The sequence below is a fragment of the Paenibacillus sp. J22P169 genome, assembly GCF_059691995.1.
Genome location: NZ_JCAUAO010000008.1, coordinates 1 through 25,958, shown reverse-complemented (window position 1 = coordinate 25,958; position 25,958 = coordinate 1). Strand labels below are relative to the sequence as shown.

The 25,958-nt window shown below is 46.2% G+C and carries 25 protein-coding genes, 16 tRNA genes, 1 rRNA gene and 1 riboswitch; of the genes, 6 read left to right on the top strand and 36 right to left on the bottom strand.

The genetic code is table 11. The features are described from left to right. The first annotated feature begins 125 nt into the window (after positions 1-125). Positions 126-494, top strand: coding sequence for a hypothetical protein (locus tag AC58QG_RS27765; RefSeq protein WP_497365320.1), 369 nt, complete (start codon positions 126-128; stop codon positions 492-494). 45 nt (positions 495-539) lie between these two features. Here AC58QG_RS27765 and AC58QG_RS27760 read toward each other — a convergent pair whose 3' ends face one another. Further along, positions 540-986, bottom strand: a complete 447-nt coding sequence (locus tag AC58QG_RS27760) for a GNAT family N-acetyltransferase (protein WP_497365319.1) — start codon at positions 984-986, stop codon at positions 540-542. Between the two features lie 129 nt (positions 987-1,115). Between AC58QG_RS27760 and AC58QG_RS27755 the strand changes: the two genes are divergently transcribed. Further along, positions 1,116-1,835: a hypothetical protein gene (locus AC58QG_RS27755; protein WP_497365318.1), complete on the top strand. Its 720-nt coding sequence runs from the start codon at positions 1,116-1,118 to the stop codon at positions 1,833-1,835. Between the two features lie 450 nt (positions 1,836-2,285). Here the strand turns inward: AC58QG_RS27755 and lepB are convergent, their stop codons facing one another. The 5 genes from lepB to AC58QG_RS27730 form a co-directional block, all read right to left on the bottom strand. Further along, positions 2,286-2,834: a signal peptidase I gene (lepB, locus tag AC58QG_RS27750; RefSeq protein ID WP_497365317.1), complete on the bottom strand. Its 549-nt coding sequence runs from the start codon at positions 2,832-2,834 to the stop codon at positions 2,286-2,288. A gap of 17 nt (positions 2,835-2,851) precedes the next feature. After that, positions 2,852-3,499 carry a response regulator gene (locus AC58QG_RS27745; RefSeq protein WP_497365316.1) on the bottom strand — a complete coding sequence of 216 codons (648 nt, stop codon included), beginning with the start codon at positions 3,497-3,499 and terminating at the stop codon, positions 2,852-2,854. Between the two features lie 26 nt (positions 3,500-3,525). Then, positions 3,526-4,593 carry a sensor histidine kinase gene (locus tag AC58QG_RS27740; RefSeq protein WP_497365315.1) on the bottom strand — a complete coding sequence of 356 codons (1,068 nt, stop codon included), beginning with the start codon at positions 4,591-4,593 and terminating at the stop codon, positions 3,526-3,528. Between the two features lie 107 nt (positions 4,594-4,700). Continuing rightward, entirely contained in the window at positions 4,701-5,477 is a 777-nt protein-coding gene (gene liaF, locus AC58QG_RS27735; RefSeq protein ID WP_497365314.1) for a cell wall-active antibiotics response protein LiaF, read from the bottom strand. An 18-nt stretch (positions 5,478-5,495) separates the two neighbouring features. Beyond that, positions 5,496-6,152: a PspA/IM30 family protein gene (locus tag AC58QG_RS27730; RefSeq protein WP_497365313.1), complete on the bottom strand. Its 657-nt coding sequence runs from the start codon at positions 6,150-6,152 to the stop codon at positions 5,496-5,498. A 155-nt stretch (positions 6,153-6,307) separates the two neighbouring features. Continuing rightward, positions 6,308-6,460: riboswitch (cyclic di-AMP (ydaO/yuaA leader) on the top strand. Positions 6,461-6,464: 4 nt separating this feature from the next. Here AC58QG_RS27730 and AC58QG_RS27725 point away from each other — a divergent pair. Continuing rightward, positions 6,465-7,256 (top strand): stalk domain-containing protein, encoded by a 792-nt coding sequence (locus AC58QG_RS27725; protein WP_497365312.1) that lies wholly within the window; start codon positions 6,465-6,467, stop codon positions 7,254-7,256. Positions 7,257-7,410: 154 nt separating this feature from the next. Beyond that, complete coding sequence (locus AC58QG_RS27720; RefSeq protein WP_497365311.1) at positions 7,411-7,515, top strand: YjcZ family sporulation protein; 105 nt, start codon at positions 7,411-7,413, stop codon at positions 7,513-7,515. Positions 7,516-7,744: 229 nt separating this feature from the next. On the opposite strand, the gene AC58QG_RS27715 is transcribed toward AC58QG_RS27720, so the two are convergent. From AC58QG_RS27715 to AC58QG_RS27690, 6 genes are all read right to left on the bottom strand, one after another. Then, complete coding sequence (locus tag AC58QG_RS27715) at positions 7,745-9,013, bottom strand: molybdopterin molybdotransferase MoeA (RefSeq protein WP_497365310.1); 1,269 nt, start codon at positions 9,011-9,013, stop codon at positions 7,745-7,747. Between the two features lie 31 nt (positions 9,014-9,044). Continuing rightward, positions 9,045-10,049 (bottom strand): GTP 3',8-cyclase MoaA, encoded by a 1,005-nt coding sequence (gene moaA / locus AC58QG_RS27710; protein WP_497365309.1) that lies wholly within the window; start codon positions 10,047-10,049, stop codon positions 9,045-9,047. Between the two features lie 86 nt (positions 10,050-10,135). Further along, entirely contained in the window at positions 10,136-10,750 is a 615-nt protein-coding gene (gene mobA, locus AC58QG_RS27705; RefSeq protein WP_497365308.1) for a molybdenum cofactor guanylyltransferase, read from the bottom strand. Then, complete coding sequence (locus AC58QG_RS27700; protein ID WP_497365307.1) at positions 10,747-11,391, bottom strand: MOSC domain-containing protein; 645 nt, start codon at positions 11,389-11,391, stop codon at positions 10,747-10,749. The genes mobA and AC58QG_RS27700 overlap by 4 nt, the downstream gene beginning before the upstream one ends. Positions 11,392-11,489: 98 nt before the next feature. Beyond that, positions 11,490-12,866, bottom strand: coding sequence for a molybdopterin-dependent oxidoreductase (locus AC58QG_RS27695; RefSeq protein WP_497365306.1), 1,377 nt, complete (start codon positions 12,864-12,866; stop codon positions 11,490-11,492). Between the two features lie 150 nt (positions 12,867-13,016). Then, complete coding sequence (locus tag AC58QG_RS27690; protein WP_310501636.1) at positions 13,017-13,400, bottom strand: hypothetical protein; 384 nt, start codon at positions 13,398-13,400, stop codon at positions 13,017-13,019. A 184-nt stretch (positions 13,401-13,584) separates the two neighbouring features. On the opposite strand from AC58QG_RS27690, the gene AC58QG_RS27685 reads away from it, so the two are divergent. Then, positions 13,585-14,379 (top strand): alpha/beta fold hydrolase, encoded by a 795-nt coding sequence (locus AC58QG_RS27685; protein WP_497365305.1) that lies wholly within the window; start codon positions 13,585-13,587, stop codon positions 14,377-14,379. Here AC58QG_RS27685 and AC58QG_RS27680 read toward each other — a convergent pair. After that, positions 14,369-15,583 (bottom strand): ROK family protein, encoded by a 1,215-nt coding sequence (locus tag AC58QG_RS27680; protein WP_497365304.1) that lies wholly within the window; start codon positions 15,581-15,583, stop codon positions 14,369-14,371. The two genes, AC58QG_RS27685 and AC58QG_RS27680, sit on opposite strands and share 11 nt — an antisense overlap. A gap of 84 nt (positions 15,584-15,667) precedes the next feature. Then, complete coding sequence (locus AC58QG_RS27675; RefSeq protein WP_497365545.1) at positions 15,668-16,378, bottom strand: class I SAM-dependent methyltransferase; 711 nt, start codon at positions 16,376-16,378, stop codon at positions 15,668-15,670. Between the two features lie 251 nt (positions 16,379-16,629). Between AC58QG_RS27675 and AC58QG_RS27670 the strand changes: the two genes are divergently transcribed. Further along, positions 16,630-16,743 (top strand): YjcZ family sporulation protein, encoded by a 114-nt coding sequence (locus tag AC58QG_RS27670; RefSeq protein WP_497365303.1) that lies wholly within the window; start codon positions 16,630-16,632, stop codon positions 16,741-16,743. Between the two features lie 75 nt (positions 16,744-16,818). Here the strand turns inward: AC58QG_RS27670 and AC58QG_RS27665 are convergent, their stop codons facing one another. From AC58QG_RS27665 to AC58QG_RS27560, 22 genes are all read right to left on the bottom strand, one after another. Next, the gene (locus AC58QG_RS27665; protein ID WP_497365302.1) at positions 16,819-18,369 is read right to left on the bottom strand and encodes an ABC transporter substrate-binding protein; all 1,551 of its coding nucleotides are present in this window, start codon (positions 18,367-18,369) and stop codon (positions 16,819-16,821) included. Between the two features lie 74 nt (positions 18,370-18,443). After that, positions 18,444-19,388 carry a carbohydrate ABC transporter permease gene (locus tag AC58QG_RS27660; RefSeq protein WP_497365301.1) on the bottom strand — a complete coding sequence of 315 codons (945 nt, stop codon included), beginning with the start codon at positions 19,386-19,388 and terminating at the stop codon, positions 18,444-18,446. Between the two features lie 15 nt (positions 19,389-19,403). Beyond that, positions 19,404-20,387 carry an ABC transporter permease gene (locus tag AC58QG_RS27655; RefSeq protein WP_497365300.1) on the bottom strand — a complete coding sequence of 328 codons (984 nt, stop codon included), beginning with the start codon at positions 20,385-20,387 and terminating at the stop codon, positions 19,404-19,406. A gap of 269 nt (positions 20,388-20,656) precedes the next feature. Next, positions 20,657-22,261: a response regulator gene (locus AC58QG_RS27650; RefSeq protein WP_497365299.1), complete on the bottom strand. Its 1,605-nt coding sequence runs from the start codon at positions 22,259-22,261 to the stop codon at positions 20,657-20,659. Continuing rightward, positions 22,254-24,017 carry a sensor histidine kinase gene (locus tag AC58QG_RS27645; RefSeq protein ID WP_497365544.1) on the bottom strand — a complete coding sequence of 588 codons (1,764 nt, stop codon included), beginning with the start codon at positions 24,015-24,017 and terminating at the stop codon, positions 22,254-22,256. Before AC58QG_RS27645 ends, AC58QG_RS27650 begins: the two co-directional genes overlap by 8 nt. A gap of 214 nt (positions 24,018-24,231) precedes the next feature. Then, a tRNA-Leu gene (locus AC58QG_RS27640) sits at positions 24,232-24,310 on the bottom strand. A 17-nt stretch (positions 24,311-24,327) separates the two neighbouring features. Beyond that, positions 24,328-24,416, bottom strand: a tRNA-Leu gene (locus AC58QG_RS27635). A gap of 11 nt (positions 24,417-24,427) precedes the next feature. Next, a tRNA-Cys gene (locus tag AC58QG_RS27630) sits at positions 24,428-24,501 on the bottom strand. A 10-nt stretch (positions 24,502-24,511) separates the two neighbouring features. Then, a tRNA-Gly gene (locus tag AC58QG_RS27625) sits at positions 24,512-24,586 on the bottom strand. An 8-nt stretch (positions 24,587-24,594) separates the two neighbouring features. Beyond that, positions 24,595-24,666 (bottom strand) — tRNA-Gln (locus tag AC58QG_RS27620). A 22-nt stretch (positions 24,667-24,688) separates the two neighbouring features. After that, positions 24,689-24,761 (bottom strand) — tRNA-His (locus AC58QG_RS27615). Positions 24,762-24,786: 25 nt separating this feature from the next. Then, positions 24,787-24,860 (bottom strand) — tRNA-Trp (locus tag AC58QG_RS27610). Between the two features lie 12 nt (positions 24,861-24,872). Next, positions 24,873-24,954: transfer RNA gene (locus AC58QG_RS27605), tRNA-Tyr, on the bottom strand. Positions 24,955-24,963: 9 nt separating this feature from the next. Further along, positions 24,964-25,039, bottom strand: a tRNA-Thr gene (locus AC58QG_RS27600). Between the two features lie 15 nt (positions 25,040-25,054). Further along, positions 25,055-25,130, bottom strand: a tRNA-Phe gene (locus AC58QG_RS27595). Between the two features lie 20 nt (positions 25,131-25,150). Next, positions 25,151-25,227 (bottom strand) — tRNA-Asp (locus tag AC58QG_RS27590). A 12-nt stretch (positions 25,228-25,239) separates the two neighbouring features. Continuing rightward, positions 25,240-25,316 (bottom strand) — tRNA-Met (locus tag AC58QG_RS27585). A 56-nt stretch (positions 25,317-25,372) separates the two neighbouring features. Further along, positions 25,373-25,445 (bottom strand) — tRNA-Val (locus AC58QG_RS27580). Between the two features lie 13 nt (positions 25,446-25,458). Continuing rightward, a tRNA-Glu gene (locus AC58QG_RS27575) sits at positions 25,459-25,533 on the bottom strand. Positions 25,534-25,548: 15 nt separating this feature from the next. Further along, a tRNA-Ser gene (locus AC58QG_RS27570) sits at positions 25,549-25,640 on the bottom strand. A gap of 3 nt (positions 25,641-25,643) precedes the next feature. Beyond that, positions 25,644-25,719: transfer RNA gene (locus tag AC58QG_RS27565), tRNA-Asn, on the bottom strand. A gap of 82 nt (positions 25,720-25,801) precedes the next feature. Continuing rightward, positions 25,802-25,958: ribosomal RNA gene (locus AC58QG_RS27560) — 23S ribosomal RNA — on the bottom strand; the annotation flags it as partial.

The window sequence follows — 25,958 nt, the reverse complement described above, 5'->3', positions numbered from 1 at the left end:
TTCAACTTATCTTAACACTTTAACTCATAACATTTTCTTATGTGAAACTAGACATTCGTCTATACCGTTGCAAACGACACGGCATAGGCTAACTGTACATACCAATACGGAGGTGCCTCCTAGTCATGCAACCCTTTCACCCAATCACAGAAAAAAGCTGCAAAAGCCTTGTCGGAAAGCCCGTTCTTATTTATTTATCGAATGGCTCAGAGATTTATGGGATTGTCAGTCGTGTTGAGAAAAACAAGCTCATTTTAAATGATAATCAACCACCGAAAATCAAATCCTCTTCCAAAAACACCAAGCCAACAATTACGAAAAAGGGGAAAAAGAAGCAAGCTCAACCAGATACACCGGCTCAGTTGACAACCGAGGATCAGCTCTCTTCCTTCGGACTCATCCGTTTTGGCGGGCCTCCACAAGCCCCAGCTGCCAGACCCACGGGTCCAGTAGATATTCAGATCGACTATATTGCGGCCATGTTTAGTGATTGACGGAAATCAAGGCTGTGGATGCTAGGCTCATCTACAGCCCCTTTCTCAACGTTGCATCCTTTTACTCATTCGATAGCAGCTAAGCTCGGGTACATATGAATCAATTTCATATCCTCTCTTACTATAAAATCGAATCGCTTTCGGATTGCTGTCATCAACAAAAAGCTCAACCGATTGGCAACGCTCACTACGCCCGTAGTCTTCAGCTGCCTTCATAAGTGAGTGCCCGATGCCTTTACCTTGCTCTCGGGGATCAACGGCCAGCATATCAATGAAGAGCTTGCTCGATTTGCGCATCACTGAAATGAAACCGTAGGGCCGTTTATACCCTTTCGCGATGACGATAGTTTTATTGGCGTTCAATCGCTTACGGATCTCGGAAAAGGTCACAGAATTGCCTGATGCGTACATTCTGGAAAAAGGAACTAATTGTTCAACAACTAATCGATATATAGCAGCGTCGTCAATGGTAGCCAAACGTTTGCGTATCACATGGCACCGCCTCCACAAGAAGCAATAATGCTATCTTATGTTGGTAATCCTGTAATTGACCCCACAAGTACCAATTTACCCCAGTCTACGCAAGTGATATACTTAACGTATTGAAATGAGGTGGTCTTGATGATCAATGCTTATCCCTCCGTCATGGCGGTGAACAGGTATCAAACTCATAAAGATTATTACCGTGTTGGAGCTGTAAGTGCGGTTTCTGGCGGTAAGTCGAATACCATACGGCGTATGTTGGACTTGCCGTTTGAGCAACTCGCCTACAAACAATTCGCACAAACGGCCGCCAAAAACGTGGCCAGCTTCGTTCAAACTACCGACAACGTTAAGAAATCCGCTCAGTCGCTTGTCAATACGAGTCTTACTTCAAGTACGAACAAGTCCGCCGATGCGCTTACAGAAGCCACACCAACCAATATTGCTAACAACATTCAAAACTTTATTCATACCTATAATGAATTACAAGATCAACTGGGGGACTCACCTGATTATGTAAGTCATGCCCTGCTTCAAGGTCTTGAGGGAGCCGCAAGTCCCAGCACACTTCATGATCTCGGCATCACCAAGAAAGATGACGGAAAGTTGATCCTTCAAGCTGACGTTCTGGAGGAGCAACTAAAGCAACCTATTGGCATTGATCGCCAAAGCTTGCTTACGCTCACCAACTTCGCGAACTCGTTAGTAAGCAATATTGATCGCTTGCAGCAGCTCCCTGCCATCTCATTGTTTCAGCTCTCCACATCACCGCTTAAGCCATATGGTCAGTATCAATCACAGCTCAATACCTATTTGCCGGTTCCAATGCGAGGCTTGTTGTTAGATACGAGGATGTGACTCTTGCAGTTTCTCCTGGCTGGTCAGCAGCCCTTCTGCCTCATCCCGACCTCATTGATCTCTAGCAGAGCCCTGCGTCCGTGCGCTCCTTCTACGGGGAACTGTGCCTTTTAAATTTAAACGGAAAACATGCAGTTAATTTTTCCGTTTCCAGCTTTTAAACTCAAATAACCGGAAAAATTCCAGTTATTTGTTTCATTCCTCCCCCTTTTCAATCAGAAGTGAAGAAATAGCTGTACATTTTCCATTAATTCGCATTCAAAGCCTAATTTAGCCTGATTTACCTGTACTTTTTACAGCTAAAATTCCAACCACTGGCGTTGACTGGTGTTAACTGGCGTTGAACGATTCCGACTCCTGATTTCCTCACAACTACAACTATCACCCATTAACAACAAAAAGCTGTCTCCCAAAGTAGATACATCTACCAGAGAGACAGCTCTTTCAATTTTAAAATAACTTTTTACCTAACACATGGTCAATTGGTATGAAACCAATTACGCGACTATCCATACTATTGTTCCGATTATCTCCCATTACGAAAATATGATCAGCTGGAACGCTCCACTTTTTGTTCCCGTTCGCTCTCATTTCCTCGTTGATGTAAGACTCATTCAGAAGCTCACCGTTGCGGTACATCTGGTTATCCTTAAGCTCAAGCTGATCCCCTGGCTTACCGATCACGCGTTTGATCCATACATGCTTATCATCGCCTCGGATAAATAAGCTGAGTAATGGGCTGTCCATTAAATCATTTTTGAAAGTTCGCTTCATATCAACCCTAGAATCGATAATGACAATGTCCTCATAATTGGGTTCATAATGAAACGTATGTGAAAGCTTCGAAACATACACACGTTGGCTATCATGTAACGTCGGATCCATAGAATGACCGCTAACTCTCGTCGATTGAAACACAAACACACCTAGAAATACAACTAGAACAAAAGAAATTGCTATGGAACCAAACCAGCTCCAAATCTGTTTGACTACATTCAAGCTTATCGCTCCTTGCCTTATTCCGCCAGCCCGTGCTTGAAGGCATATATCGCCGCTTGTGTGCGATCTTCTACGCCTAGCTTGGACAAAACGTTAGTGACGTGGAATTTTACCGTCTTCACACCAATGAATAAATCATCAGCTAGCTCTTGATTGGATTTGCCTTTCGCGATCAAGCGAAGAACTTCCATCTCGCGGTCCGTTAATTCTTCATGCGGCTCTGCAGCCGGCTTAGGTTGACGAAAGCGATTCATGATTTTCGAAGCAACCTGTGACTCTAGAATCGACTGCCCTTTGGCCGCGGCTCTAATCGCTTGCGCGATCTCGGACGCCCGCGAGGTTTTCAATAAATAGCTGAAGGCACCTGCTTCGATAACTGGATACATTTTCTCATCATCTAGGAAGCTAGTCAATACAATGACCTTACATTCTGGGTATAGTTGCAGTAATTTCCTTGTCGTTTCAATGCCGTCCATGCCTTCCATAACAAGGTCCATCAGCACGACATCTGGACGATATTCTTGAGCTAGACGAATGCCATCGTGACCATTGCTCGCTTCGCCAACGACCTCAATTCCATCTTCCGTCCCTAGAACAGCTGCAAGTCCAATTCTGACCATTTCATGGTCATCGACAAGTAGTACTTTGATTAAGGTGTCGTCCATTCGCTTCTCCCTCTCTATGTACAGTGCTAATTCTCGATCAATTGAGGATCGCTTGCCAGAATAGGTACCCGAATCTCGATACGGGTGCCTCGATCAGGTGCCGTAATGATATCAACGGATCCTCCGATTTCGTTAACGCGTTCCTTCATAGACACGATTCCATATGAAGTTAGCTTCTTCGCATCAAGCTCGAACCCAACACCGTCATCGCGGATCACTAATCGAATGCCGTCTGAACGATGCAGCAGCTTCACTTCCAGTTTATTCGCCTTGGAATGACGCAGCGCATTCGAAAGTGCTTCTTGTACAATTCGGAACAAATGATCTTCGATCCCTTTGTTTAAGCGAATTTCATCATCCATATCCCAGCTAATCGCCATAGGGACCTTGGCAGCCAGCTCTTTTAAGAGCTCAACAAGGCCTTCGGACAATCGTTTTCCTTCGAGATGGATCGGTCGCAGATGCAGTAATAGGGCTCTCATTTCGGATTGAGCGACGGAGGCCATTTCTTCAATCAGATGAATTTGCCGCTTCGCTTTCTCGAAATCCTTATCCAACGTTCGACCTACAGCTGTCGCAGTCATTGAAATAGCGAACAATTGCTGACTTACCGCATCATGCAGCTCGCGTGCCAAACGCTGGCGCTCTTCAATGACTGCGGCAAGCTTGGCTTTTTCGGTAAGCTCAGCATTACTATTGGAGAGTCGTTGGAGTGAGGTCACTTGCTCCTCCCATCGCTTCATAATACGGCTGAGTTGTTCGCCTAAACGTCCAATTTCATCATCTTCCCCGTATTGAAAGCCTTCACGGGCAAATGTCCCTTTTTCTAATAAAATCATCGTTTCCATCATCGGCTCAAGTCTGCGTGTCACCTTAGAGCTGTTCCAATATCCGAACACAGCACCAATCACACCTAGAATCAACAGGGCCATGAATGAAAATTTAACCCCCTGCTGCCAGCTGGAAAAGGGTTCAATCAAATGCCGTGAATTCAAAAAATAAAGCATAGCACCGAAAACAGCGAAGCTAAAGAGGATGGCCTCCCCCATGCTGCGCCATATCATATTCGTTAAACGTCGTTTGTAGCCGTCCACGTGGTGATGAACCCCCTTGAAATAAACGGCTATACCGTCCAATAAGGATGGTTTCGTTTATCTAAAATATAGTCCATGTAATGTGTGAAACAATATTTCCAAGAAATTTACAATACTTTGACCTTGATATCTCCTACGATAAAAGAGAGCACGAGTTTCACCCGATGGTCGCAATGTTGATAATTCTCCGATTGCCATACCACTTTGTTCATCACACCTGTTTCACGCTCTTCAGCGATATGAAGCTGACCGAACATGACAGAAGCTGTAACGGAAACGCCGATATCATCAGGTACCTTTATATCAATATCCCCTACAACGCCCTGTAGGATGACTGTCGTTTCCTTTTGTTCTAAAATGGCCAACGAGAGATCAATATACGTCTCCCCCACCAAATACCATGTCGACGTATTTCGCAGAATCCAAGGCTCTCGGCCGAGGCGAACGCTATCAACAATCTTTTGCTTTTGTATATAAGAATCATCCTTATGAACCTGTTTAGATCGAATAAAAAAGAACCCTAATGAAATCAACACAACTGAAATGACAATTGCGAGATGATCACCAAATAAAATAACGGCACCAATCCCCATCAACACATAACCCTTGCGCTCTTTGCGTGAACGAACACGATGAATGCCCAGCAGAATAAGGATTACGGCCATAATGGGAAAAAAGCCTATGGTATGATCTAGAAGCAAAAAAACACCGGCTCCAATCAGCACAAGCGCTGTATTCCGGCTGCGGTTATTTTTCATTTCTTCTCCCATCGATGCACCTCCTCTGGCTGCCATTTCACTTTCGTTCATACGATTCCTAGCATACCATAAGAATGGACGACCTCCAAGATGCAAATCCTTATAGGGCAAGGCTTTGCTTTTCATGGAGGTCACGAGCCAATGCTATTTCCGGTTGTGCGGATCCCGCTCATCGCGAGCACGCTGCTCCTGTTGCCACTCATGCTGCAGTCGGGTACGCAGCGCGCGCAGTTCATGCTGAAGGTTGTCTCCGGCTTCCTTCAGCGTCTCCTTCGACAGGCGGCCCGCCACGCGGAGCCCCTGCAGTGCCTCCCGGCCGAGCTCGCGGCCGGCGACCTCCAGCTCGCGCCATGTGTCGCGAGCCTCTTTCCCGTGCAGCCCGCCATGCGGCTGCACATCCTCGGCTGCGTGCCCGGCACGCAGTCCGCGCAGTTCCTCTGCGAGCGCCAGGCACAAGTCCTGGCTGCTCGCGTACTGCGCGCGGTAGTGCTCGCAAGCGGCTTCCTCGCGCAGCTTCTCTTGCAGAGCGAGCCGCGCGAGATCCTCTTCGCCGGCGCGCATTGCAAGCTCCGCTTGCTCGCCGCGCAGCTTCGCCATCTCTTCCGCTCTCGCGATGTGACTACGCAGCGCAATCGTGGCCTGGAGCGCATCGTCATAGCGCTCCTCAAGCTTGGCAATGGTGCCATCATCATAGGTACCTGGATTCGTTTTGCCTATAGTCTCCTGCCAAACGGTTTCAGCCATTTTGCCAATACGGTCAAATATATTAGTAGGATCAATTTCCCGATTCTTATTATTCATGTCAAATCGCCCCTCACCCTTCATCATACTCCTATCGTAGCTCAATCACAGACGTTCTAAAACCGACTATCGACCGTTTTTGAACCTAGACCTAAGTCTAGTATGAAAGGGCATAACCATATATTGGTCGTTGTTCAGGCATGTCTGTGATGATAAAATATTTGAAGCCGAGTCTGGTGCATAAATTTAGGCACTGGTACGGGGGACGAAATACTTGGGGTGAATATTTGCTTCGGCTTGGAGCAGACTAGGGAGAACCTTCTTCCCGAACCCGTCAACTAACCTCGAAGGCTCATGAAGGAGGATTACCAATTGAATAAGCTTATCAAAGGGTTAACTGGCCTTGCTGTTTCTCTAACAGTATTGGCAGGAGGCTTTCTTTCCCCATTTACAGCCCAAGCAGCTGAAATGGAAGTGAAAGTGCAAGTCAATGATGACCTGATCCATTTCCCTGATGCACAGCCATTTCTGGATGGCAACCACACGACCCAAGTTCCACTGCGGTTTGTGACCGAGAAGCTCGGTTATACGGTGAATTGGAAAAAAGATGGAAAACAGATTGAAGTAACACTAACTAACAATCAACATACGATTACCTTGGTTTCAGGTCAAAAAGAAGCCCTCGTTGATCAGGAGACCGTCATCTTAGATGGCGCTTCCCAGTATCAAAATGGGCGGGTTTATGTGCCGCTTCGCTTTCTGTCCACGGCTGCAGGTGTACCTGTACAGTGGGATGCGAGCAGTAAACTGGCCATCCTGAGTAAAGATGGCGGAAAGCATGCACCTGATTATCAAGTTTTTGAATCTACAGCTTATTCAGCAGATCCTTCTGAAAATGGTGGATACGGGGCCTTTGATTACTTGGGTAACCCACTTGCGATCGGCACAGTTGCTGTTGATCCATCCGTAATTCCACTTGGTACCAAACTTTATATCGAAGGTTATTCATTTAGTGGTCTTCCTACTGGCGGAATGTACGCTTATGCAACGGATACCGGCGGTGCCATTAAAGGTAAGCGACTGGACATCTTTATCCCAGGCTCGAGAAAATCACTGCAAAGCTTCGGCATTCAGAAAATTAAAGTGTACCAAATTCCGAATTAATTGAGCAAAAAGCTGCCTTGTGAACCACACAAGGGCAGCTTTTTTTGTAGGTGATTGATCCGGTCAATAAGGGCATTCGTCCAATCAATAGGTATTTCCCCTACATATGTTATATAGTGTTTAACCCACATTAATTCAAGCCGGAGGGGATACTATGTCAGCTGCAGTTGGTTGTGGAACGCCAGGATACGGAAATTCCGTAGGTGTTATTCTTGTTCTTTATGTACTGTTGGTCATCATTCTTGCTACATTCTACTAGGACCATCTTCCGTTAAGTATTTACTTTGCAAATAGCCCTGCCTGTTGAAACTTCTAGGAATAGAAGCTTTCAGCAGGCGGGCTTTTTCATTTCAAATTGATACCACTTGTTCGAAAAAAAAGCGCTACAGCTGACCCTCCTGATAGACGGTTACTTGTTAGCGCCAAACTTCTGTTGATATTGGTTATATCATTTCATGAATACATGTATAAACGTATAAGTTCATCTATTAACGTGTTGTATAAACCTTCACACTATCACCACGCTGATACCCTTGACCTCCGGCAGGAAGCCAGATCAAGCAATCCGCATCTTTAATCGACACCATGATACTCGACTTATCGATGCCAGCAGGTCTGACCCATATAGACCCTGCCTCGACACGTTTGGTCCCCCGAATATAACGGGGATAGGCAGAGGGTTTATCATAAGTCACATCCAGAAAGGCCGTAAACTCTTCTGCCTCAGGACGCTGACTCCCTAACATCGTCTTAATAATCGGCTTTGCGAATAGTTCGAAGCCAACGAACGATGCGCCTGGATTACCAGACAACGCTACTAGCAGCTTATCCTTCCAGAAAGCAGCACTCGTCGGGGTACCTGGCCGCATTGCCACCTTATTGAACAACAGCTTTCCGTCAAATCGACCGAATAACTCGACAAGGACATCATAATCACCAACAGAGACACCGCCAGAAGTGAGAATGAGATCCACATCAGGCAATACAGCCTCAATAGCGGCTTCCACCTGCTGAGGATCATCAGTGAGCGCTGGCATGATCAAAGCCGCTCCACCTGCTGCCTCTACTTGTGCGGCTAGCATGTAGCTGTTGCTGTTGCGTATTTTCCCAGGCTGCATTTCCTGTTCGACGGGTAAGAGCTCCGAACCTGTTGAGAAAATAGCCACCTTAGGCTTTCGGTATACCTCAACCACGGAGTACCCAAAGGTTGCCAGGATCGCAGCTTCCCCCGGACCAATCTGATCCCCACGTGCAATTACGAACTCCCCACGTACAACTTCTCCGGCAATCGGGGTTATATTACTTGCTTCTTGCACATTTTTCTTAATCCGTACCTTGGCGTCCATGGATGACAAGGAAGCATCCTGCAAGGAATCCGTCATCTCCAGCATCACAACAGTGTCTGCGCCATCTGGAACAGGCGCCCCCGTCATGATACGAGCAGCCATCCCTTCTAGAATCGTAAGTTGGGGCATGGTTCCGCTTGGAATCCGCTCAATGACTTGTAGCACAACCGGTGTGTCAGGAGTTGCTGATGCAATATCCTGAGAACGAACAGCATACCCATCCACGCCTGATCGTCGGAAATGCGGAACATCATGATCCGCGTAAATATCGTTCGCCAACCGTCTTCCGAAAGACCTTGAAAGCGAGACAGTCTCCGTCTCTGTGGGTTTAACGTATGTGTAAAGTTCGGCTCGCGCCTCATCGACCGAAATCACTTTACGGCCAAACCTAAGCTTCATTTCGCTGCTCACTCGCTTCCCATGCCTCCCTGTGCCCGTTGCGCTAGCCGCCGATCTGTGACATCCGACGAATAGTTGGTGTATGCGACTGCTCTTCATTCATCAAAGCCTGAGCCATCTCGTGATTTTGTGGTTTAATATCCAGTGCACGGAAGAACAAATCTTCTACCGCTGCATCATCCCCAATATACTTACGTACGTTGAACTCATCGGACCAGTATAAGCAAGGCTTGATATTGCCATCTGCGGTCAGCCGCAGTCGGTTGCAGGTTTCACAGAAGTGATCGCTAATCGGATGGATAAGGCCGAATGAACCTAGTGCGCCTTCTATACGATAATTCTGTGCGGGGCCGTTGCCATAAACCGCATTAGAAGCGGTTGCCTCCCAGCCCATTTCCTTACAGCGGTCAAGAACTGTCGTAAGAGACAGATACCGCTTTTTCCAATCCTCGTCTTGATGACCGATCGGCATATATTCAATAAATCGCACCTGAATCGGGCGATCAATCGTCATTTGTAAGAAATCAGCGATTTCGTCATCATTGATCCCTTTCATGAGTACCACATTCAATTTAATCGGCGTAATGCCTACACGATATGCTTCTTCAATGGAGGCTAACACGCGACGAATATCCCCCCCGCGGGTGATCAGTGAGAACCGATCTGCTCTTAATGAATCCAAGCTAATATTTACACGAGTTAACCCTGCTGCCCGAAGCTTCTCAGCCCGCGACGCAAAGTAAATCCCATTTGTAGTCAATGCTATATCTTCAATACCGGGAATTTGAGATAGCCTCCCGATCAACTGCTCTAGGTTTTTACGAACAAGAGGCTCTCCGCCAGTTAATCGCAATTTACGAACACCAAGTCCAGCTAACACACGAACAATCTCAGTTATTTCATCAAAAGTTAACAGCTTCTCATCCGGTTCAAATTCCATTCCTTCTTCCGGCATACAATAGACGCAACGCAAATTACAACGATCTGTCACTGAGATGCGCAGGTAATCATGCATCCGCCCAAAACGATCCAATAGCAGCTTTGGCATAGGAGTTCACCTTCTCTCTCTGTCCATTATGGCATATTTTCTAACAAAATCCTAGATTCTTAAAGTATTTTATCTAGGGAAATGAATTACAATGGTAGATTATCTAACATGTCTTCGTATTCTTCAGGCGTATTAATATTGGTTGCGAAATTTGTTCGGAGCCCACTTTGCACAAAAAAATCCGAATCGACAGACTGCCAATCCAAGTGCTCAAGCAACCCCATTAAACGATAGTTTTGTTGCTGCAGTAGGAGTTCAGCCTCAGGGCCAACCTCTCTGGCGTAGATCCCGTGAAGGGGGTGCAAACGGCCCGCTATTTCGGGAATAACCGCATCCACATTCGTCTCTCGACATACCTCCACCATGGCGTTTGCTGCCTCGCCAGAAATAAAAGGCATATCGCAGCCAACAATCCATAAGTGAGTCGCAAGCGCGACCTTGGAGGCGGCATGAATCCCGCTTAAGGGTCCCTTTTGGGGATAGAGGTCACTAACACACGTCACTTCTATATCGGTTACCCCAGCGAGCACAGGCTGTAAGGTTTCGACTTCATTGGTCACTACAATAATCTGCCCACAGCAACGCGACATTTCTTTCAATTGTCTTAGAAGAATTGCTTCCCCTTGCACAGGTAAAAGAGCCTTAGGCTTCCCACCCATACGGCGATTCAAGCCTCCGGCAAGTATAACGCCAGTGATCATGTTTCAATCTCCGTCAATCGTTTCCTAAACGATTGCTTCCAGCTACCTGAAAGTGCTTCGACAGCAAGAACTCTTTTAACACCTTCGATATTGAACTTATCATGATATTTAATCTGATTGGCGTACGCAACCGTCACACCCCCTTCATCTCTGGCAAGAAGTCGCAACTCCGAATTAGGTGCGATGCGCCCCTCTTGCAGCACACGAAAATAATAACCTGTATACCCTGTTTCCTGAACATGAAGAGTGGCTTCTGGCCAATTCATGCGCTTTGCTAATTTATGACAAGGCTGCCTAGGCTGTGAGACTTGAACGATCACCTCATCAATGGCGAACGTATCCCCAACACATACCTCATGCTCCTGCATACCGCGAATTGTTAGATTTTCACCAAAGGTAGCAGCGTCCAATTTATGCCCCCTGAGCGTTTCCCAATAGGCATAATGCTCTACAGGATATACACAGATGGCCTTATCCATGCCCCCATGAACCGTCAGATCCGCTTGTCCATCCCCTTCCATCTGTATCTTGGATACAAACAAAGAGGAGCTGACCGGGGTCTTATAAATCCCCGTAGTCAGCTCTTTACCTTGATAGGCTATCGTTTGGGGTAACCCCACGTTAATCGATGTAATTTGCATGGCAAACGTCCCTCATTTCCGAACAGGATTCTTTGCCCTAACTATACCAAATTCCTTACAAAAAGTCAGTTCCCCGCTTCGACCGCGGTTCCTCCAATTTATGCATTCGATTTGCCGACCCAAGCATCATTATCATACCCTCGCACTTCCCAGTACCCCATGTGCTCCTTCTCGATTAACTCGATACCTTGCAACCATTTCACTGATTTATAGGCATACATCTGCGGTACAATCAGGCGCACAGGCCCACCTAATTGCTGCGGTATCGGCTTACCGTCCATTAAGACCGCGACCATAATATCGTCCCCATTTGCCTGACTCAAGGAAAGTGCATCGGTATACACTTTGTCCCCAGAATAAAACTTCACAAATTTAGCAGACGCTTGAACACCCGCCGCAGCTAACAGCTGCTTCAAGGGAATCCCTTCCCACGTACACTGGTACACAGACCAACCGGTTACACAATGAAAGTCACTGACTTGAACCGTGCGTTTCATTTGCAGGAACTGATCCCAGTTCCATGCATTAGGCCTATCTACTAAGCCGGAAATGGCGAATTTCCAAGTATCGGAGGAAAATGCCGGAATTTCCGTCACCGTGTAGATACGGAAATTCCCTTTGGCCCCTCCGCCTACTACAGCGGCGGAGTCGGGCAATGGCTCTGGCGGCGGCAGCATGCGGTTGCCGTCGCTTGCCACATATTCGGCGGTCGACGACCCGCCGGTATCGAACGCGCCTTTTATCCAGCGATAAAAGGCGGGGCCGACCGCGATCACGAGCACCACCCCTGCGACGAGTCGCAGGAAGGAGGCGCGTGTGATCGGCGATTCCTTCAGCGCGGCGATGACCGCCTGCGCTGCTGAGCGCCTTGCCGTGGCGTCCTCGGCCGCCACGGGAGCTGTATCCGCCGCTGCGACGCTTACGGCGACGGCAGGGGCTGAGACCGCCTGCAGCGATGCTGGCGGTCTGCCCGCGGCTGCAGCGGCTTGCTCGAGCCGCTGCTGGCGCTTCAGCCATCGGCTGCGCGAGATGGCGTGGTACACGGCATACGGCACTCCCACCCAGGTGAGCAGGTCATGCACGAAGAGTGCCGAGTTGTTCAAAGCCGGTGGCATGTGCCGGAACTGCCACAGGATCACGCCTGATGCGGCCCAGCCGATCAGGAGCGCGAGCACGAACACCAGATTCGCGCGTTGGTTGCGGCGCGCGCGAATTTGGCGCCAATGCTTGCGGATCATCGGCGCATACAGAATCATGAGCAGCACAGAGGCTACTCCCAAATAAATGTGCAGCTGCTTCAGTGTCACACGAAAAGCACCAAGATCTCCTCGAATCGCGCCAATACTGAGCACGATTCCTGTCACTGTCAACAGCACCACAATCCAAGCGTTCCAACTATGAATGGCATTTAACCGCTTTCCAAACGACTGCTTGAGCCAGCCTCTTTTTGACTCCACCTTCGCCACATCCTTCATGGGATACGTTCCATATCATTATGCATCTATCATAACGCATTAACCTTAAAATAGGCTTACAATTGGATAAATTTCTCTTGTCCACCCCAAAAGAAAAAGGTGATATCACGTCGCAACGGATTTCACCTTCATTTGTTTATATAGTTGTCATTAACCGCCAATACGAATCTTCCGGTATGTATCGATAAACGATAGGACATCGACCCGTTTCCCCCTCTTTTTAGCTACACGAGCCATTTTCACAAGGGTTGTCCAGAACTCGTCTAGCACGGGTGATTCAAAGCCATTTTCATTCGATTCTTGCGTTAACTTATGTTTGTTTTTGTAAGATGTGCCTTCATCCGAAATGAGGTATTGAATTTGACTTTTTTTCCACTGCTCACCCGAAACATAGCTGACACCCATTTCACGCATTTTTTTGCGGACAGATGTGACAGGACGAGATAATTCTCTAGCAATGACAACTGGTGGACACTCCGAGGAAAGGCGAATTAGTTTGTCCAGCTCTTGGGTGGACCATGGTTTTTTAGTCATATCAATAAACCCCGTTTCGTAAATATGAATGTTTCGTTTTGCCTGTTCTTGGTGAAGTACTAAAGGTATAATCAGAGAATAGCAATGAAATGTTAAGTAAGTATGAGTTAACCATAATGAAAGTATGAAGACATAACTTTTTCGCTATTTTTTTTAAAAACAGGTCCTTGGAGGGTGAAAAACAATGAAAAAACACGTAAATGGTACCGATTTGTTCGTTCAAGATCAAGGTCAAGGAGCCCCTGTTATCCTCCTTCATGGCTTTCCTTTGGATCATCGCATGTGGCAGGCTCAGGTCGAATCGTTATCAGCCCACTACCGAGTGCTTACACCTGATTTCCGTGGGATGGGCCAATCCGATGTCCCTGTAACACCGATGTCTCTCGCTCACTATGCGCAGGATGTTCTCGCCCTTATGGATGAATTAGGTATAGAAAAAGCCACCCTCGGAGGCTTCTCCATGGGTGGCTATGTGGCTTTTGCTCTACTGCGTCTAGCGCCTGAACGCTTTTCAGCCTTGATTCTTGCCAATACACGCCCCGAGCCAGACGGCCAAGAAGGACGGAAGAATCGCATGAACATGGCTGTCTCTCTGTATGACAAGGGAGCCGCGGCAGCCCGCGATGCGATGATGCCTAAGCTTGTGACTGCAGCCACGCTTCAAGAGCAGCCGCAGCTTATTGATAACCTCAAGTTGATCATGGACAGCATGCCAGCCGAAGGTCTTGTCCACGCTAGCATTGCGATGGCGTTCCGCGATGACTCCGTACCTTTACTCAGCACCATCAAGGTACCGACGCTTGTCATCGCTGGAGAGCAGGATGCGATTGCGCCACCGGATGTCATGAAGTCCATGGCTGGTCGCATCCAAGGGGCTAGCTTTCACGTCATCCCTGCCGCTTCTCACCTTACCCCAATGGAAAAACCCGAAGCTTTTAATACGTTGCTTCTTGATTTTCTTAAAGGAGCTACGGCTTAACGAGCTGATTCATAACCATCACGGCAGCTCCGATGGCAAGTGCTTCATCGCCTAGCTGCCCTTTGCTGAAAATAACCTGATAGGTGGGGTAATAATAGGTTTTCCGGATAGCAACTTGCGTTGCTGTCTGGAAGAACAACTCCCCGCCTGTAATCAATGGCCCCCCGATGATCACTTTCTCTGGGTGCAAAATATTTAATAAATTCGCCAGGCCGATCCCAAAATAGGTCGCAGCCTCCGTCACGATCTCCACAGCTAGGGGATCATTTTTTTTGAGCGCCTCCATAATATGCTGATAAGTAACCTGCTCTGGATCCTCAACCATATGTATTAACACTGTGGATCTCCCTTGTTTTAAGGCAGATTTCGCAGCCTTCTCTATCGCGTACAGCGAAGCGTAAGATTCCAATGCGCCATAATTACCAGCTTGGTTACGATGTGGAACGCCATCTATTTGAATAATCATCTGACCTACCGAGCCTTCCATATCTACGGCCCCATAGATGACCTTTCCTTCAGACACCATCGAAGAGCGTAAGCCTACCCCTGCATGAATATATAGGAGATGTTTAAAGCTCCGTGTCCGTTGGTGCCAGGATTCCGCCAGAATCGCTGTATTCGCTCCATTATCCAGTAGTGCAGGAATTTGCAGTGCTTCGCTTAACCACTTACAAATCTCTACATGCCTCCATCCACTCGCAGGGAAATAGGAGGGCTCCAGAATAACGCCAGACAATCGATCTACTGGCCCCACGGCACCTACCCCAATGCCTAACACCTGTGAAGTTTCGATGCCATGATGAGCTAACATGCGCTGCGCTTCCTCGGTAATAAGCGGAATTAGCACTTCGGGCGTCATGACTTCTGTCATTGCCCAGCTCTTGGTTTCCAGTTTGTTCATCCCTAGGTCGACGAGTACGAGCTTGGACAATGTTCTGGAAATTTCCAAGCCAAATATATAAGCATAGGCCGGATTCTTTTCGTACAAAATCGGCCTACGCCCGCCCGTAGATGCTCCAAAGCCGGATTCTAAAATGAGTCCCTGACTCGTTAACTCCTCTAAAAGCCGCGTCAACGTAGAGACCGTCATACCGCTTTGTTCTAATAAATCTATTTTCGAAACCGTAGTTTGACGTGTAATCAGCTCGTAAACTTCTTTGGCTTTACGGTTTGAAATTCGTTCTGTTATAACGTCTACATTCAAAAGAAGCAGCCCCCAATGATAATCTTTCTCATATCCTTCGCCATGAAGGATTCATTATCCTGCTTCTTATTGTGTCCTTAGATCTTAGAGCTTAGAGCCTATCATTAGGGTATAGCCCATATAAGGATGATATTTGCTGACCAGCTCGTCATATCTAGCCGTGATCTGCCATACGCGGGGGTCCATAAATGATTGCCGATCAGATAAATGAACAGGATCTGGATGCTGGACCTGATCTTCGAACATTGTCAATGGGAAGGGATGTATCCCTGTCGAGGTGACTGCATCGAATTTATTGCTTTCCAGCAACTCTTGCCATTCTTCCAGCTTATAGATCTTGCTCACCCCGTAGAAACTGCACAGTGCCCTATGAATGCCTGTTGTCATCTCTTTTACTTTAATAACTTCTCGGTCGTACAGCTTTCCTCCTGGTCTTAATACCCGGTAATACTCCGATACGGCTTTCTGTGCATCTGCAAAGTTCGTGACAGATTCAACCATCACGACATCAAAAGTAGAAGCCTCGAATGGCAGCTGACAGACATCACCAATTAGAAAATTCACCTGGCTCCCCTGCTTTTCCGCTCGAATCTTGGCTTTATTAATCATCTCTGGACGTATATCGACAGCGGTGACATCACAACCTTGCTCTGCTAGATAACAGGCTGTTCTACCTGTTCCACAGCCAACCTCCAGCACCTTTTTCCCTTTCTCAATCGGATATCTCTTCAGTTGCTCGATGGTCTCTCCAAATCCCCCGGGATGTGCGTTTCCTATCCCGAGCTTCGCTAACATATCCAAGTAATCGATAGCCCCTACACCTCCGCAATGGCATTACGTTTCTTTTTCTACCATATGGAAGGCTCCTGTCACTTGTTCAGATTCTCGCCGCGTTTTTCCAAAAACAGGCTCTTGCCTAAAATTAGGGGTTGTCCCTAAGGATTTGGGCGAAACACCCAAGCAAATCGTGACATCTCTCCATAGGATAGTATTGTCTCTCATTCGCTTCTGCGGAAGAGCATTCCTAGAGATGGGGGGTGACATATATGGGTGTTGCTGTAGGTGCTGGTTCTTGTGCAGGTTATGGTGGAACGTCTGCTGCTGCTATTCTTGTTTTGTTCGTATTGCTCGTTATTGTAACTATGACTTATGCTTGGTAATTAAGTCATACATGATAGGAACAAACATAAGGAGCCATAGCTCATCTGAGCTTGGCTCCTTATCCATACAACAACTTATTTCTTCGATGCTGCTAAGAAAGCATCCAATTGTTTTTGCTTTTCAGCAATAATTTTATCAATGCCTGCTGCTTTCATTTTATCTTGATATTTCGGCAAGGAAGCATCCATATCCACGGAACCTGTATCCATCGCCGCGTCGAATTCTTTTCCTACGTTCACGGCCGCAGCCACTTGTGTTTTGACAGGCTCGGAATCGAAAGTAAAGCCAAGTCCAGGTGATTTTTTACCTGTTTTATTGAACTCTTTGAATTTATCCCATTTTTGTGGATCTTCATTATCATACAAGTAGTTCAGGAATTGGTTACCGAACTGCCATGCAGCACCCGGTGCATAGTTTTTACCAGCATCTGTTGCTTTAATAATGTTTTCAGACACTTTCGTGTAGTGCGTGCCTTCGATACCGAAGTTGATTAAATTGTTCAATTGTTTATCGGTATGCAAGAGGTTAATGACCATCATGGTACGAGCTGGATCTTTCGAAGTAACTGAAATCCCCAACATGGAACCCGCCGTGTCGCCTGTGGAAATTGTACGTGGTGTAAGCTCGATTTGTCCAAGCTTGCCTACCAAGTTCGTTGCATTCGCTAATTCACTATCTTTACCTGGTTTCAAAGAAGATGTAATCATGAACACATTACCGGATTTCAATGCATCTTGACCGGACAATTGCGTTGTTGCCGCATCTTTATTGATATAACCTTTTTGCATAAAATCACGTGTTAATTTCAAAATTTCTTTGTAACGCGGTTGATCCCATTTCGGAATAACCTTCGTGTCTGTGCCATCTTTCATAATCACACCAGGAATTGTACTATCTCCAAGGTAGTCATATTGTGCCAAATAGTGCGCGTTCAGGTTATCCCCATCGCGAAGGAAGAATGCTGTCATTTCTGGTTTTTTCTCTTTGACTGTTTTGAGAACATTGCCTAGATCTGCCATCGTTTTAACAGCGGCCATATCGATTCCTAACTCTTTCGCGATATCGGAACGATACACGATCCCACCAGATGCTGCGAGTTCTTTATTTGTTGGAACACCATAGTTTTTGCCATTGATTTTGGCGCCTTGCAAGAACGCCGGATCCAAGGAATCCGTAATCCCTTTACCATATTGCCCCAATAGGTCATTGAGCGGCATTAGCGCACCTTTACCTACGTTAACTGCATGACCATTCCATTGTGCTGTGAACAAGATATCGAACTCTTCACGGGATGCGATCATTAAGTTCGTTTTGTTATCCCATTGACCCCAGTCGATTGGCATCAATTTAATCGTGGCATTAATTTTCTCTTTTAAAACCTTGTTCATTGCTTCTTCCACTTTAGCTTGATCCGGTTGTGGTGTACCAGGATACACCAGCTTCACTTCATAAGGCTTCAGATCAGATGTTGCTGCTTTCGTAGCCGCTGGAGCTGTACTTGTAGCTGGTGCTGGTGTAGCGCTTGCTGTAGTCTCTGTGTTGCTTTTAGAACAGCCCGCCAAAGTGAGTGATAACGAAAACGTTAGTGTAAGAAGTGCAAGTGTGCTTTTTTTCAAAGCTTTCATTGATGGATTGCCTCCCTTTTTCTCGATTCTTCCTATATGCTAAACCAGCCTTAACTGGTACAAGCCGTATTCAACTATCCTTTAATTGCCCCAACCGTCAAGCCTTTCTTAAAATACTTCTGGAAGAAAGGATACGCGAACACGATCGGGCCTATACCGAGTACTGCCATCGCCATACGCACAGTTTCCGTCGGCAGTTGCAGCATTCCACCTGCTTGTGATAATCCCTGACTTGCCTGCACATTCGAGGTTAGGAACTGAATATCCAGCATCGTTTTGTACATCATGAACTGCAGATTGATGTTCTTGCTTCCAGAAATGAACACCAGACTGAGGAACCAGTCATTCCAATAATTCAGTACCTGGAACAAACCAACCGAAGCCAGAACTGGTAAGGACAGTGGAATAATAATTTGGCTGAAAATGCGAACCTCGCCAGCACCATCAATCTTCGCTGCTTCAATTAAGGGCATCGGAATGGAATTAGCAAAGAACGTCCGGAGCAGTAGTACAAAGAAAGCGGATACGAGTAAGGGCAGCATGAGCGCTGCAATCGTATTTTTCAAGTCCAGCATCTGCGTATAGACGAGATACCAAGGAACGAGTCCTCCATTGAACAACATGGTGAAGAACATGAAGAAGGAGAAGAAGCTTTTATGTGGAAAATCGCTTCGCGAGATGGGATATGCATAGAGTGACATCATCACTAAACTAATCGCTGTGCCCACCGTTGCTAAGAAGACTGAGATCCCGAAGGAGCGTAAGATTTGATGCCAATCTTTAAACATAAATTTATAGGCTTCCAAACTCCAAGCTTCAGGAATGAAATTGTAGCCATGAATGAGAACTCCCTTTTCATCGGAAAAAGAAACGATAATAACCAAAACCAAAGGCATAATACAAGCAGCGGTATATATCCAGAAGAACACGTTAACCAACAAATTCGCTGTAGGAGATAAATCGTTGGGTCCTCGTCTTTTGGCTATCCGTTGTTTACGTACCGAAATTGCTTCACTCACGACAGCCACTCCTTCTTAAAATAGTGCATTCTCTTTGCTTACTTTTCTTACAAATAAGTTCGTAACTAGAACAAGTAGGAAGCCTACTACCGCTTGATATAAGCCTGCTGCTGATGACATTCCGATATCCCCCATCGTTAGGAATGTTTGATACACATAGGTATCAATAACTTGTGTGGTCGGAAATAAAGCACCCGCATTTTTAGTTACTTGGAAGAATAAGCCGAAGTCCGCATAGAAAATTCTACCTACTTGCAACAGTGTCATCGTTATCATGACAGGCATGATAAGCGGAATTGTGATCCGTTTCACTTGCTGCCACTTATTCGCTCCATCAATTAAAGCTGCCTCATAATACTCATGATCAATACCAATAATGGCCGCCATATAGATGACCGTATAGTAACCAAGGTTTTTCCATGTATTCACGATCGGCAGGATAACCGTCCAATATTTCGGCTCTGTATACCAGTCAATCGGCTCAATACCTAATTTAGGTAGCAGCACCGTATTCACGAAGCCATGCTCTGCTCCCAAGAAGGCGTAAACCAGATAAGCTACACATACCATGGACAGAAAGAACGGCAGAAACATCGTGCTTTGATGAAACTTCGATAAAAATTTACTGCGCATCTCATTGAACATAATCGCCATTGCAACCGCTATTACTAAGTTCAATACGATAAACACCAGATTATAAGAGATCGTATTCCGAGTAATAACCCACGCAACCTCACTGGAGAATAAATACTTGAAGTTATCGAAGCCAACCCAGGGACTTCCTAAAATCCCTTTTGTGTAATTCACATTCTTAAAAGCAATCAGAACGCCCGCCATTGGGATGTAGTTGTTAATGATCAACAGCAGTGCTGCTGGTGCCATCATCACATAGAATATCCAATACTTGCGTACTGTCCATAGAAAGTTCGATTTAACGCGAGTTCGTTTTATAGTACGTATAGGGGCTGCCTGCGCTGCCGTATTTGGAGTATCGTTCATCTTCTATTTTGCTCCCCTTTCCAATCAATCCGCTTGCTTCTCTGTTATAGGTTCATTGTAAAGTGTTTACAAATAATTCTCTATCTTCAGCGTGACCGAATCAGCACTTCTGTGACATTCGAGGGTAACTACCAATAAGGGCATGATTTTAATCCTTAAGCCGCCTGAGAGCTATCCACGTAAAACACAAAAGCTGCCCCTTCTCGGGCAGCTTTTGTGTCAGCAATATTGAAATCTTCTTCCTCACACTCGGTTTCCTTCAAACCTCTTCAGCCCTGAAAGTTTTTCCGATACTCTTGCGGGGAAAGACCCGAATACTTCTTAAACATTTTCGCGAAAAAGGAAAAATGCGAATAACCCGTTTGCTCTGCCACATAGCTGATCTTATCGTTTGTTTCCGCAAGCAGCTTCATCGCTTTCTCCATACGAACCTTCAGGCTATACTCCGAAATAGAAAGACCCGTTTCTTTCTTAAATAATCGTGATAAATACGCTGGATTGAGATAGACAGACGCCGCCAATTCCTCTCTGCTAAGCTCTTCTTCCATATGCTCGTCAATGTATTGGCATACCTTCGCTGTAACGGCTGAGACGCCTTTCAGATGGCTATTCATGTAGTCGCAGCTTACTTGTGCGATGCGGATGGCCCAGTTCCTGAGTTGATTTAATGAGCGTGTCGCACTGCTATAATCCTGCAAATCCTGATGAGGCAGCATATCATGAACAGCTAATCCTTTTTTGTGCAATACATGATACACCACGTGTAGCAGCCCATAGTAAAAAGCCTCTACGGTTTCAGAACCGACGTCATCAGTCTTCTGCAGACGATCAATATTCTCCTGTATGCGAGCCACCAGTTCAGCTTTCTTTCCAGACTCTAACAACACAATCCAGTCGGAAAAAGTTGGCGCCTGCGGCTTATTCATAAGCGGCTGATCCGTCTCATTGTCCATAAGTACACAGTTGCTTTTCGTCACATTGTTTCGCTCATTTTGAAATAGATCCGCAACCTTCGCCGTTAGCTTAAGCAAGGGTGTTTCTTCACCTACATAGCAGGACAAGCTGCACTGAAAATAGCGATGACAAGCGTTAATATAAGCCTCACACTTAGCTTTTATTTCAGATAGCGACAGTCGGCTCCCTTCAGCTACATACAGTAGAACTAAAGAAGAGCCGTTCTCTTGAATCACACATCCTGCCTGGTCCACGATAATAATTTCCGCAGCAGCTTTGCGAATCGCGTACTCCATAATCTCTTCATCTCTAGCGTTTAGTTCTTCCTTCCAATGCTCCACACTGATCAAGATAGGTAAAATCGTACTCGTCATTTCCAATGGAATTTCATACATCTGGAAATTACGTGTTAGCCGCTCCTCGTTTGCAGGTATTTTCCCGCTTAGCAGCTCCTGCCAGAACTTCTCCACCAAAGTCGGAAGCTCATTGACCCAGTGACTATAATACATCTTATAGGTTTCATGAAAATCCAACTGCTCCTGATCCTCTTTAATCTTCGCTATAGCGAGCTTCACGATGTCTTGCAAACGATCATGATCCACCGGCTTTAACACATAGTCAAAACTGCCTAAACGTACAGCCTTTTGAGCATATTCGAAGTTCGCATGACCTGTCAGGAAAATCGTCTCCGTTTGTGGTGAATTCGTACGCACCCACTCTTGGAGCTGCAAACCATTGGCACCAGGCATTTCAATATCCGATATCATGATATCGATCCGATTCTCTGATAGAATCTGTTTCGCTTCACTCACATCAAACGCTTCAAAAATTTGCCCAATCGGAAACGTCTCCCAATCAATCCCCACTGTTATCCCTTTTACCGCAATCTTCTCATCGTCCACAACTAATAAGTTATACATCCTTATCCATCCCTTCCACAATGGGAGTATGAAGCGGCAGCCTGATTTGAACTAAGGCCCCTCTCTCCGGCTTATTCAGGAATCTCAGTGCAACTTTGTTTCCATAATTCATTTGCAATCGATGCCTTACATTCCAGATCCCGAGATGCTCATCACCCGATTGATCCAAATACTCAGCTGAATTCAATTGCAACAGCAATTCCGGTTGAAAGCCCTCCCCGTTATCACTAATCGACAGGATGAAGAACTCCTCAGGTGCTTCCGGATCTTGCTCAGCCTTCACTTGAATCACATACGTGCCATACTGTTTCGTAAACCCATGGATCACCGCATTCTCTACAAAAGGCTGTACAATGAGCGGAGGAATCGCATACTGACTGTATTTCTCGGGCAATTGGATGTCAAAAGTCAAATGATCTGGATAACGCATCACTTGTATCTCCAAATAATTGCGAATATGCTCGATTTCATCCTTCAGTGTCATTGTCGTCCGGTTCGTGCGCATAATAAAGCGGAAATAATCCGCTAGATGCAAGGACATCTTTTGAACTGATTTCGTATCCTTTAGCGCCGCGAGGTTATAAATAATATTTAAACTGTTCATATAGAAATGAGGATTTATCTGCACCTGCAAATGCTTAAATTCCGCTTGCTGAACGCGGATCTTCTCCTCATACACCGAAATCTTCAGATTCTCAATCTGATCCACCATGTTATTAAATGTAGCGATCAGAAAGGCAAACTCCGTTGAGCTGCCCTCATGCAAACGAATCGACAATTCCCCTTGGGCAATCTTCCTCATACCACGGATTAATTGCATCAATGGCTTGAATAAGATCCGCTGGACATACAACAAATAAATCCCCAGCACAAAGGCTCCACCTAATGGCAAAAAGTAAATCAACAGCTGCAAGTACGGTAAATTCTGCAGCATATTTTTCTCCGCAATAATGAGCTCAAATTCCAAATCAGCATGTGAGGAAGCTTCACGAACAATCAAAAACTGCTGATCAAGCTCCTTGTCTTTGACAATTTGAAAGCCAGAGGTTTTAGGTGAAATTTGATCGCTAATTTTCTGATACCTTTGTAGCGGGAAATAGGTGTTTGTTAACGTAGTCCCTTCTGGAGACACCACAGTAGTTCCTCCACCTTCGCCTGTGTCCCACTTGCTAAGCGGCTCAACCATACTACTCATTTTAATGAGAATTCCGCCCGACAGTCCCGCCCCTAAATCCTTATTAATTTTCATTAAATAGTGATCACCATTCGAAGCTTTCATAATGAGCCAATTGCCATTCGAGCTATCATTAGGCCGTGTCTTCGAATTATCTACGATGAATTGCTTCACGGTCTGAACGCGATCATAGTAATATGTATTTTCTCTCGTTGACACTAACAGATCTCCAGTTGTAGCTGAGAAGACAAAAAACGTATTGACCAAGTTGTATATATCCAACTGCCGAGTTAACTTATTAAATAATCGCTGCTTAGCTAAGACATAATCATCCGATTCCAACGGGTACAAGTTCATATTAATCACATCAGGATCACTATAAAGATGAAACAAATAATTATCGAATTCTTTGAGCGTATTATCGGTGTCCTCCACATACTGCTGCAGGAGCTTATTATAGTTTTGGGAAATTTGATCTCTCACCACATTCATGGAGTACACATTATTAAATATCAGAAATAAGACCAAGGGACCAACAACCAACACAAACCCAATAAAAATCTTAAACCTTACCGAATTCACTATATTCAAAGGGTTTCCCGCCTCATTGTCATTTTGGGTATGATCTTCTATTGTAAGTATTCCCTTCCTATTTTACTATCCGTAAAACACATATACATAGCATTTTAGATACAATGTTTGATGAAGTCTTATGAAGTCATGTATTCGTGCTTACCGAGGAACAGAAAAAAAGCCCATGAAATCAGAAGATTTCATAGGCTTTCTTTGTTCGCTATACCGGCAAGAGGACTCGAACCTCCACCCTTTCGGACTCGATTTTGAGTCGAGCGCGTCTGCCATTCCGCCATGCCGGCATAAACTTGTAAAACAATGGTGCCGAAGACCAGACTTGAACTGGTACGGTAGTCACCTACCGCAGGATTTTAAGTCCTGTGCGTCTGCCGATTCCGCCACTCCGGCTAATTAATTTGTGGAGGCGCCACCCAGATTCGAACTGGGGGTAAAGCTTTTGCAGAGCTCTGCCTTACCACTTGGCTATGGCGCCTTAGTAATAATGGAGCGGAAGACGGGGATCGAACCCGCGACCCTCGCCTTGGCAAGGCGATGCTCTACCGCTGAGCCACTTCCGCATATAAAACTGGGGATCAAGGATTTGAACCTTGGCATGACGGAGTCAAAGTCCGTTGCCTTACCGCTTGGCTAATCCCCATTATGTTGCTTTGGTAATAATGGGCGGACGACGGGACTTGAACCCGCGAATGCCGGATCCACAAACCGGTGCGTTAACCCCTTCGCCACGACCGCCACAATATTAGGTTTCTTGCATTTTTGGCAGGGGCAGCAGGAATTGAACCCACACCAAAGGTTTTGGAGACCTTTGTTCTACCCTTAAACTATGCCCCTGCATAAAGGAAATGGAGGCTGATGGATTCGAACCACCGAACTCGAAGAGAGCAGATTTACAGTCTGCCGTGTTTAGCCACTTCACTAAGCCTCCACAAAGCAATGGTGCCGTCGAGAGGACTTGAACCCCCAACCTACTGATTACAAGTCAGTTGCTCTACCAGTTGAGCTACAACGGCTTATTAAGTTTAAAATGGTGGCTTTGGACGGAATCGAACCGCCGACACGAGGATTTTCAGTCCTCTGCTCTACCGACTGAGCTACAAAGCCTTACTAGTTGAATGTGATAATGGCGGAGCTGACGGGATTCGAACCCGCGATCTCCTGCGTGACAGGCAGGCATGTTAGGCCACTACACCACAGCTCCACATTCATTATTTGGTTGCGGGGGCAGGATTTGAACCTGCGGCCTTCGGGTTATGAGCCCGACGAGCTACCGGGCTGCTCCACCCCGCGTCATTAAGTATAAGTCACGATTCCTATTAAATCAAGTCTTTCATAAGGAAAAGTGATGGAGGCTGACGGGATCGAACCGCCGACCCTCTGCTTGTAAGGCAGATGCTCTCCCAGCTGAGCTAAGCCTCCATGGGAATGAAAATGGTGACCCGTAGGGGACTCGAACCCCTGTTACCTCCGTGAAAGGGAGGTGTCTTAACCACTTGACCAACGGGCCTCACTAGAAAGATTGTGGCGGAGAGAGAGGGATTCGAACCCTCGAGACGCTTGTGACGCCTACACGATTTCCAATCGTGCTCCTTCGGCCAGCTCGGACACCTCTCCATATGGCTCCCCGAACAGGACTCGAACCTGTGACAACTCGATTAACAGTCGAGTGCTCTACCAACTGAGCTATCAGGGAATAAAAACAATGAATCTTTCAAGGGTTTATTCCTTGAAAACTAGATACGAAACTTCAACGTAAGGTAATACTCTTAGGAATTTTGGTTAAGCCCTCGACCGATTAGTATTCGTCAGCTGCATACGTTGCCGCACTTCCACCTCGAACCTATCAACCTCGTCGTCTACAAGGGGTCTTACATACTGGGAAATCTCATCTTGAGGGGGGCTTCGCGCTTAGATGCTTTCAGCGCTTATCCC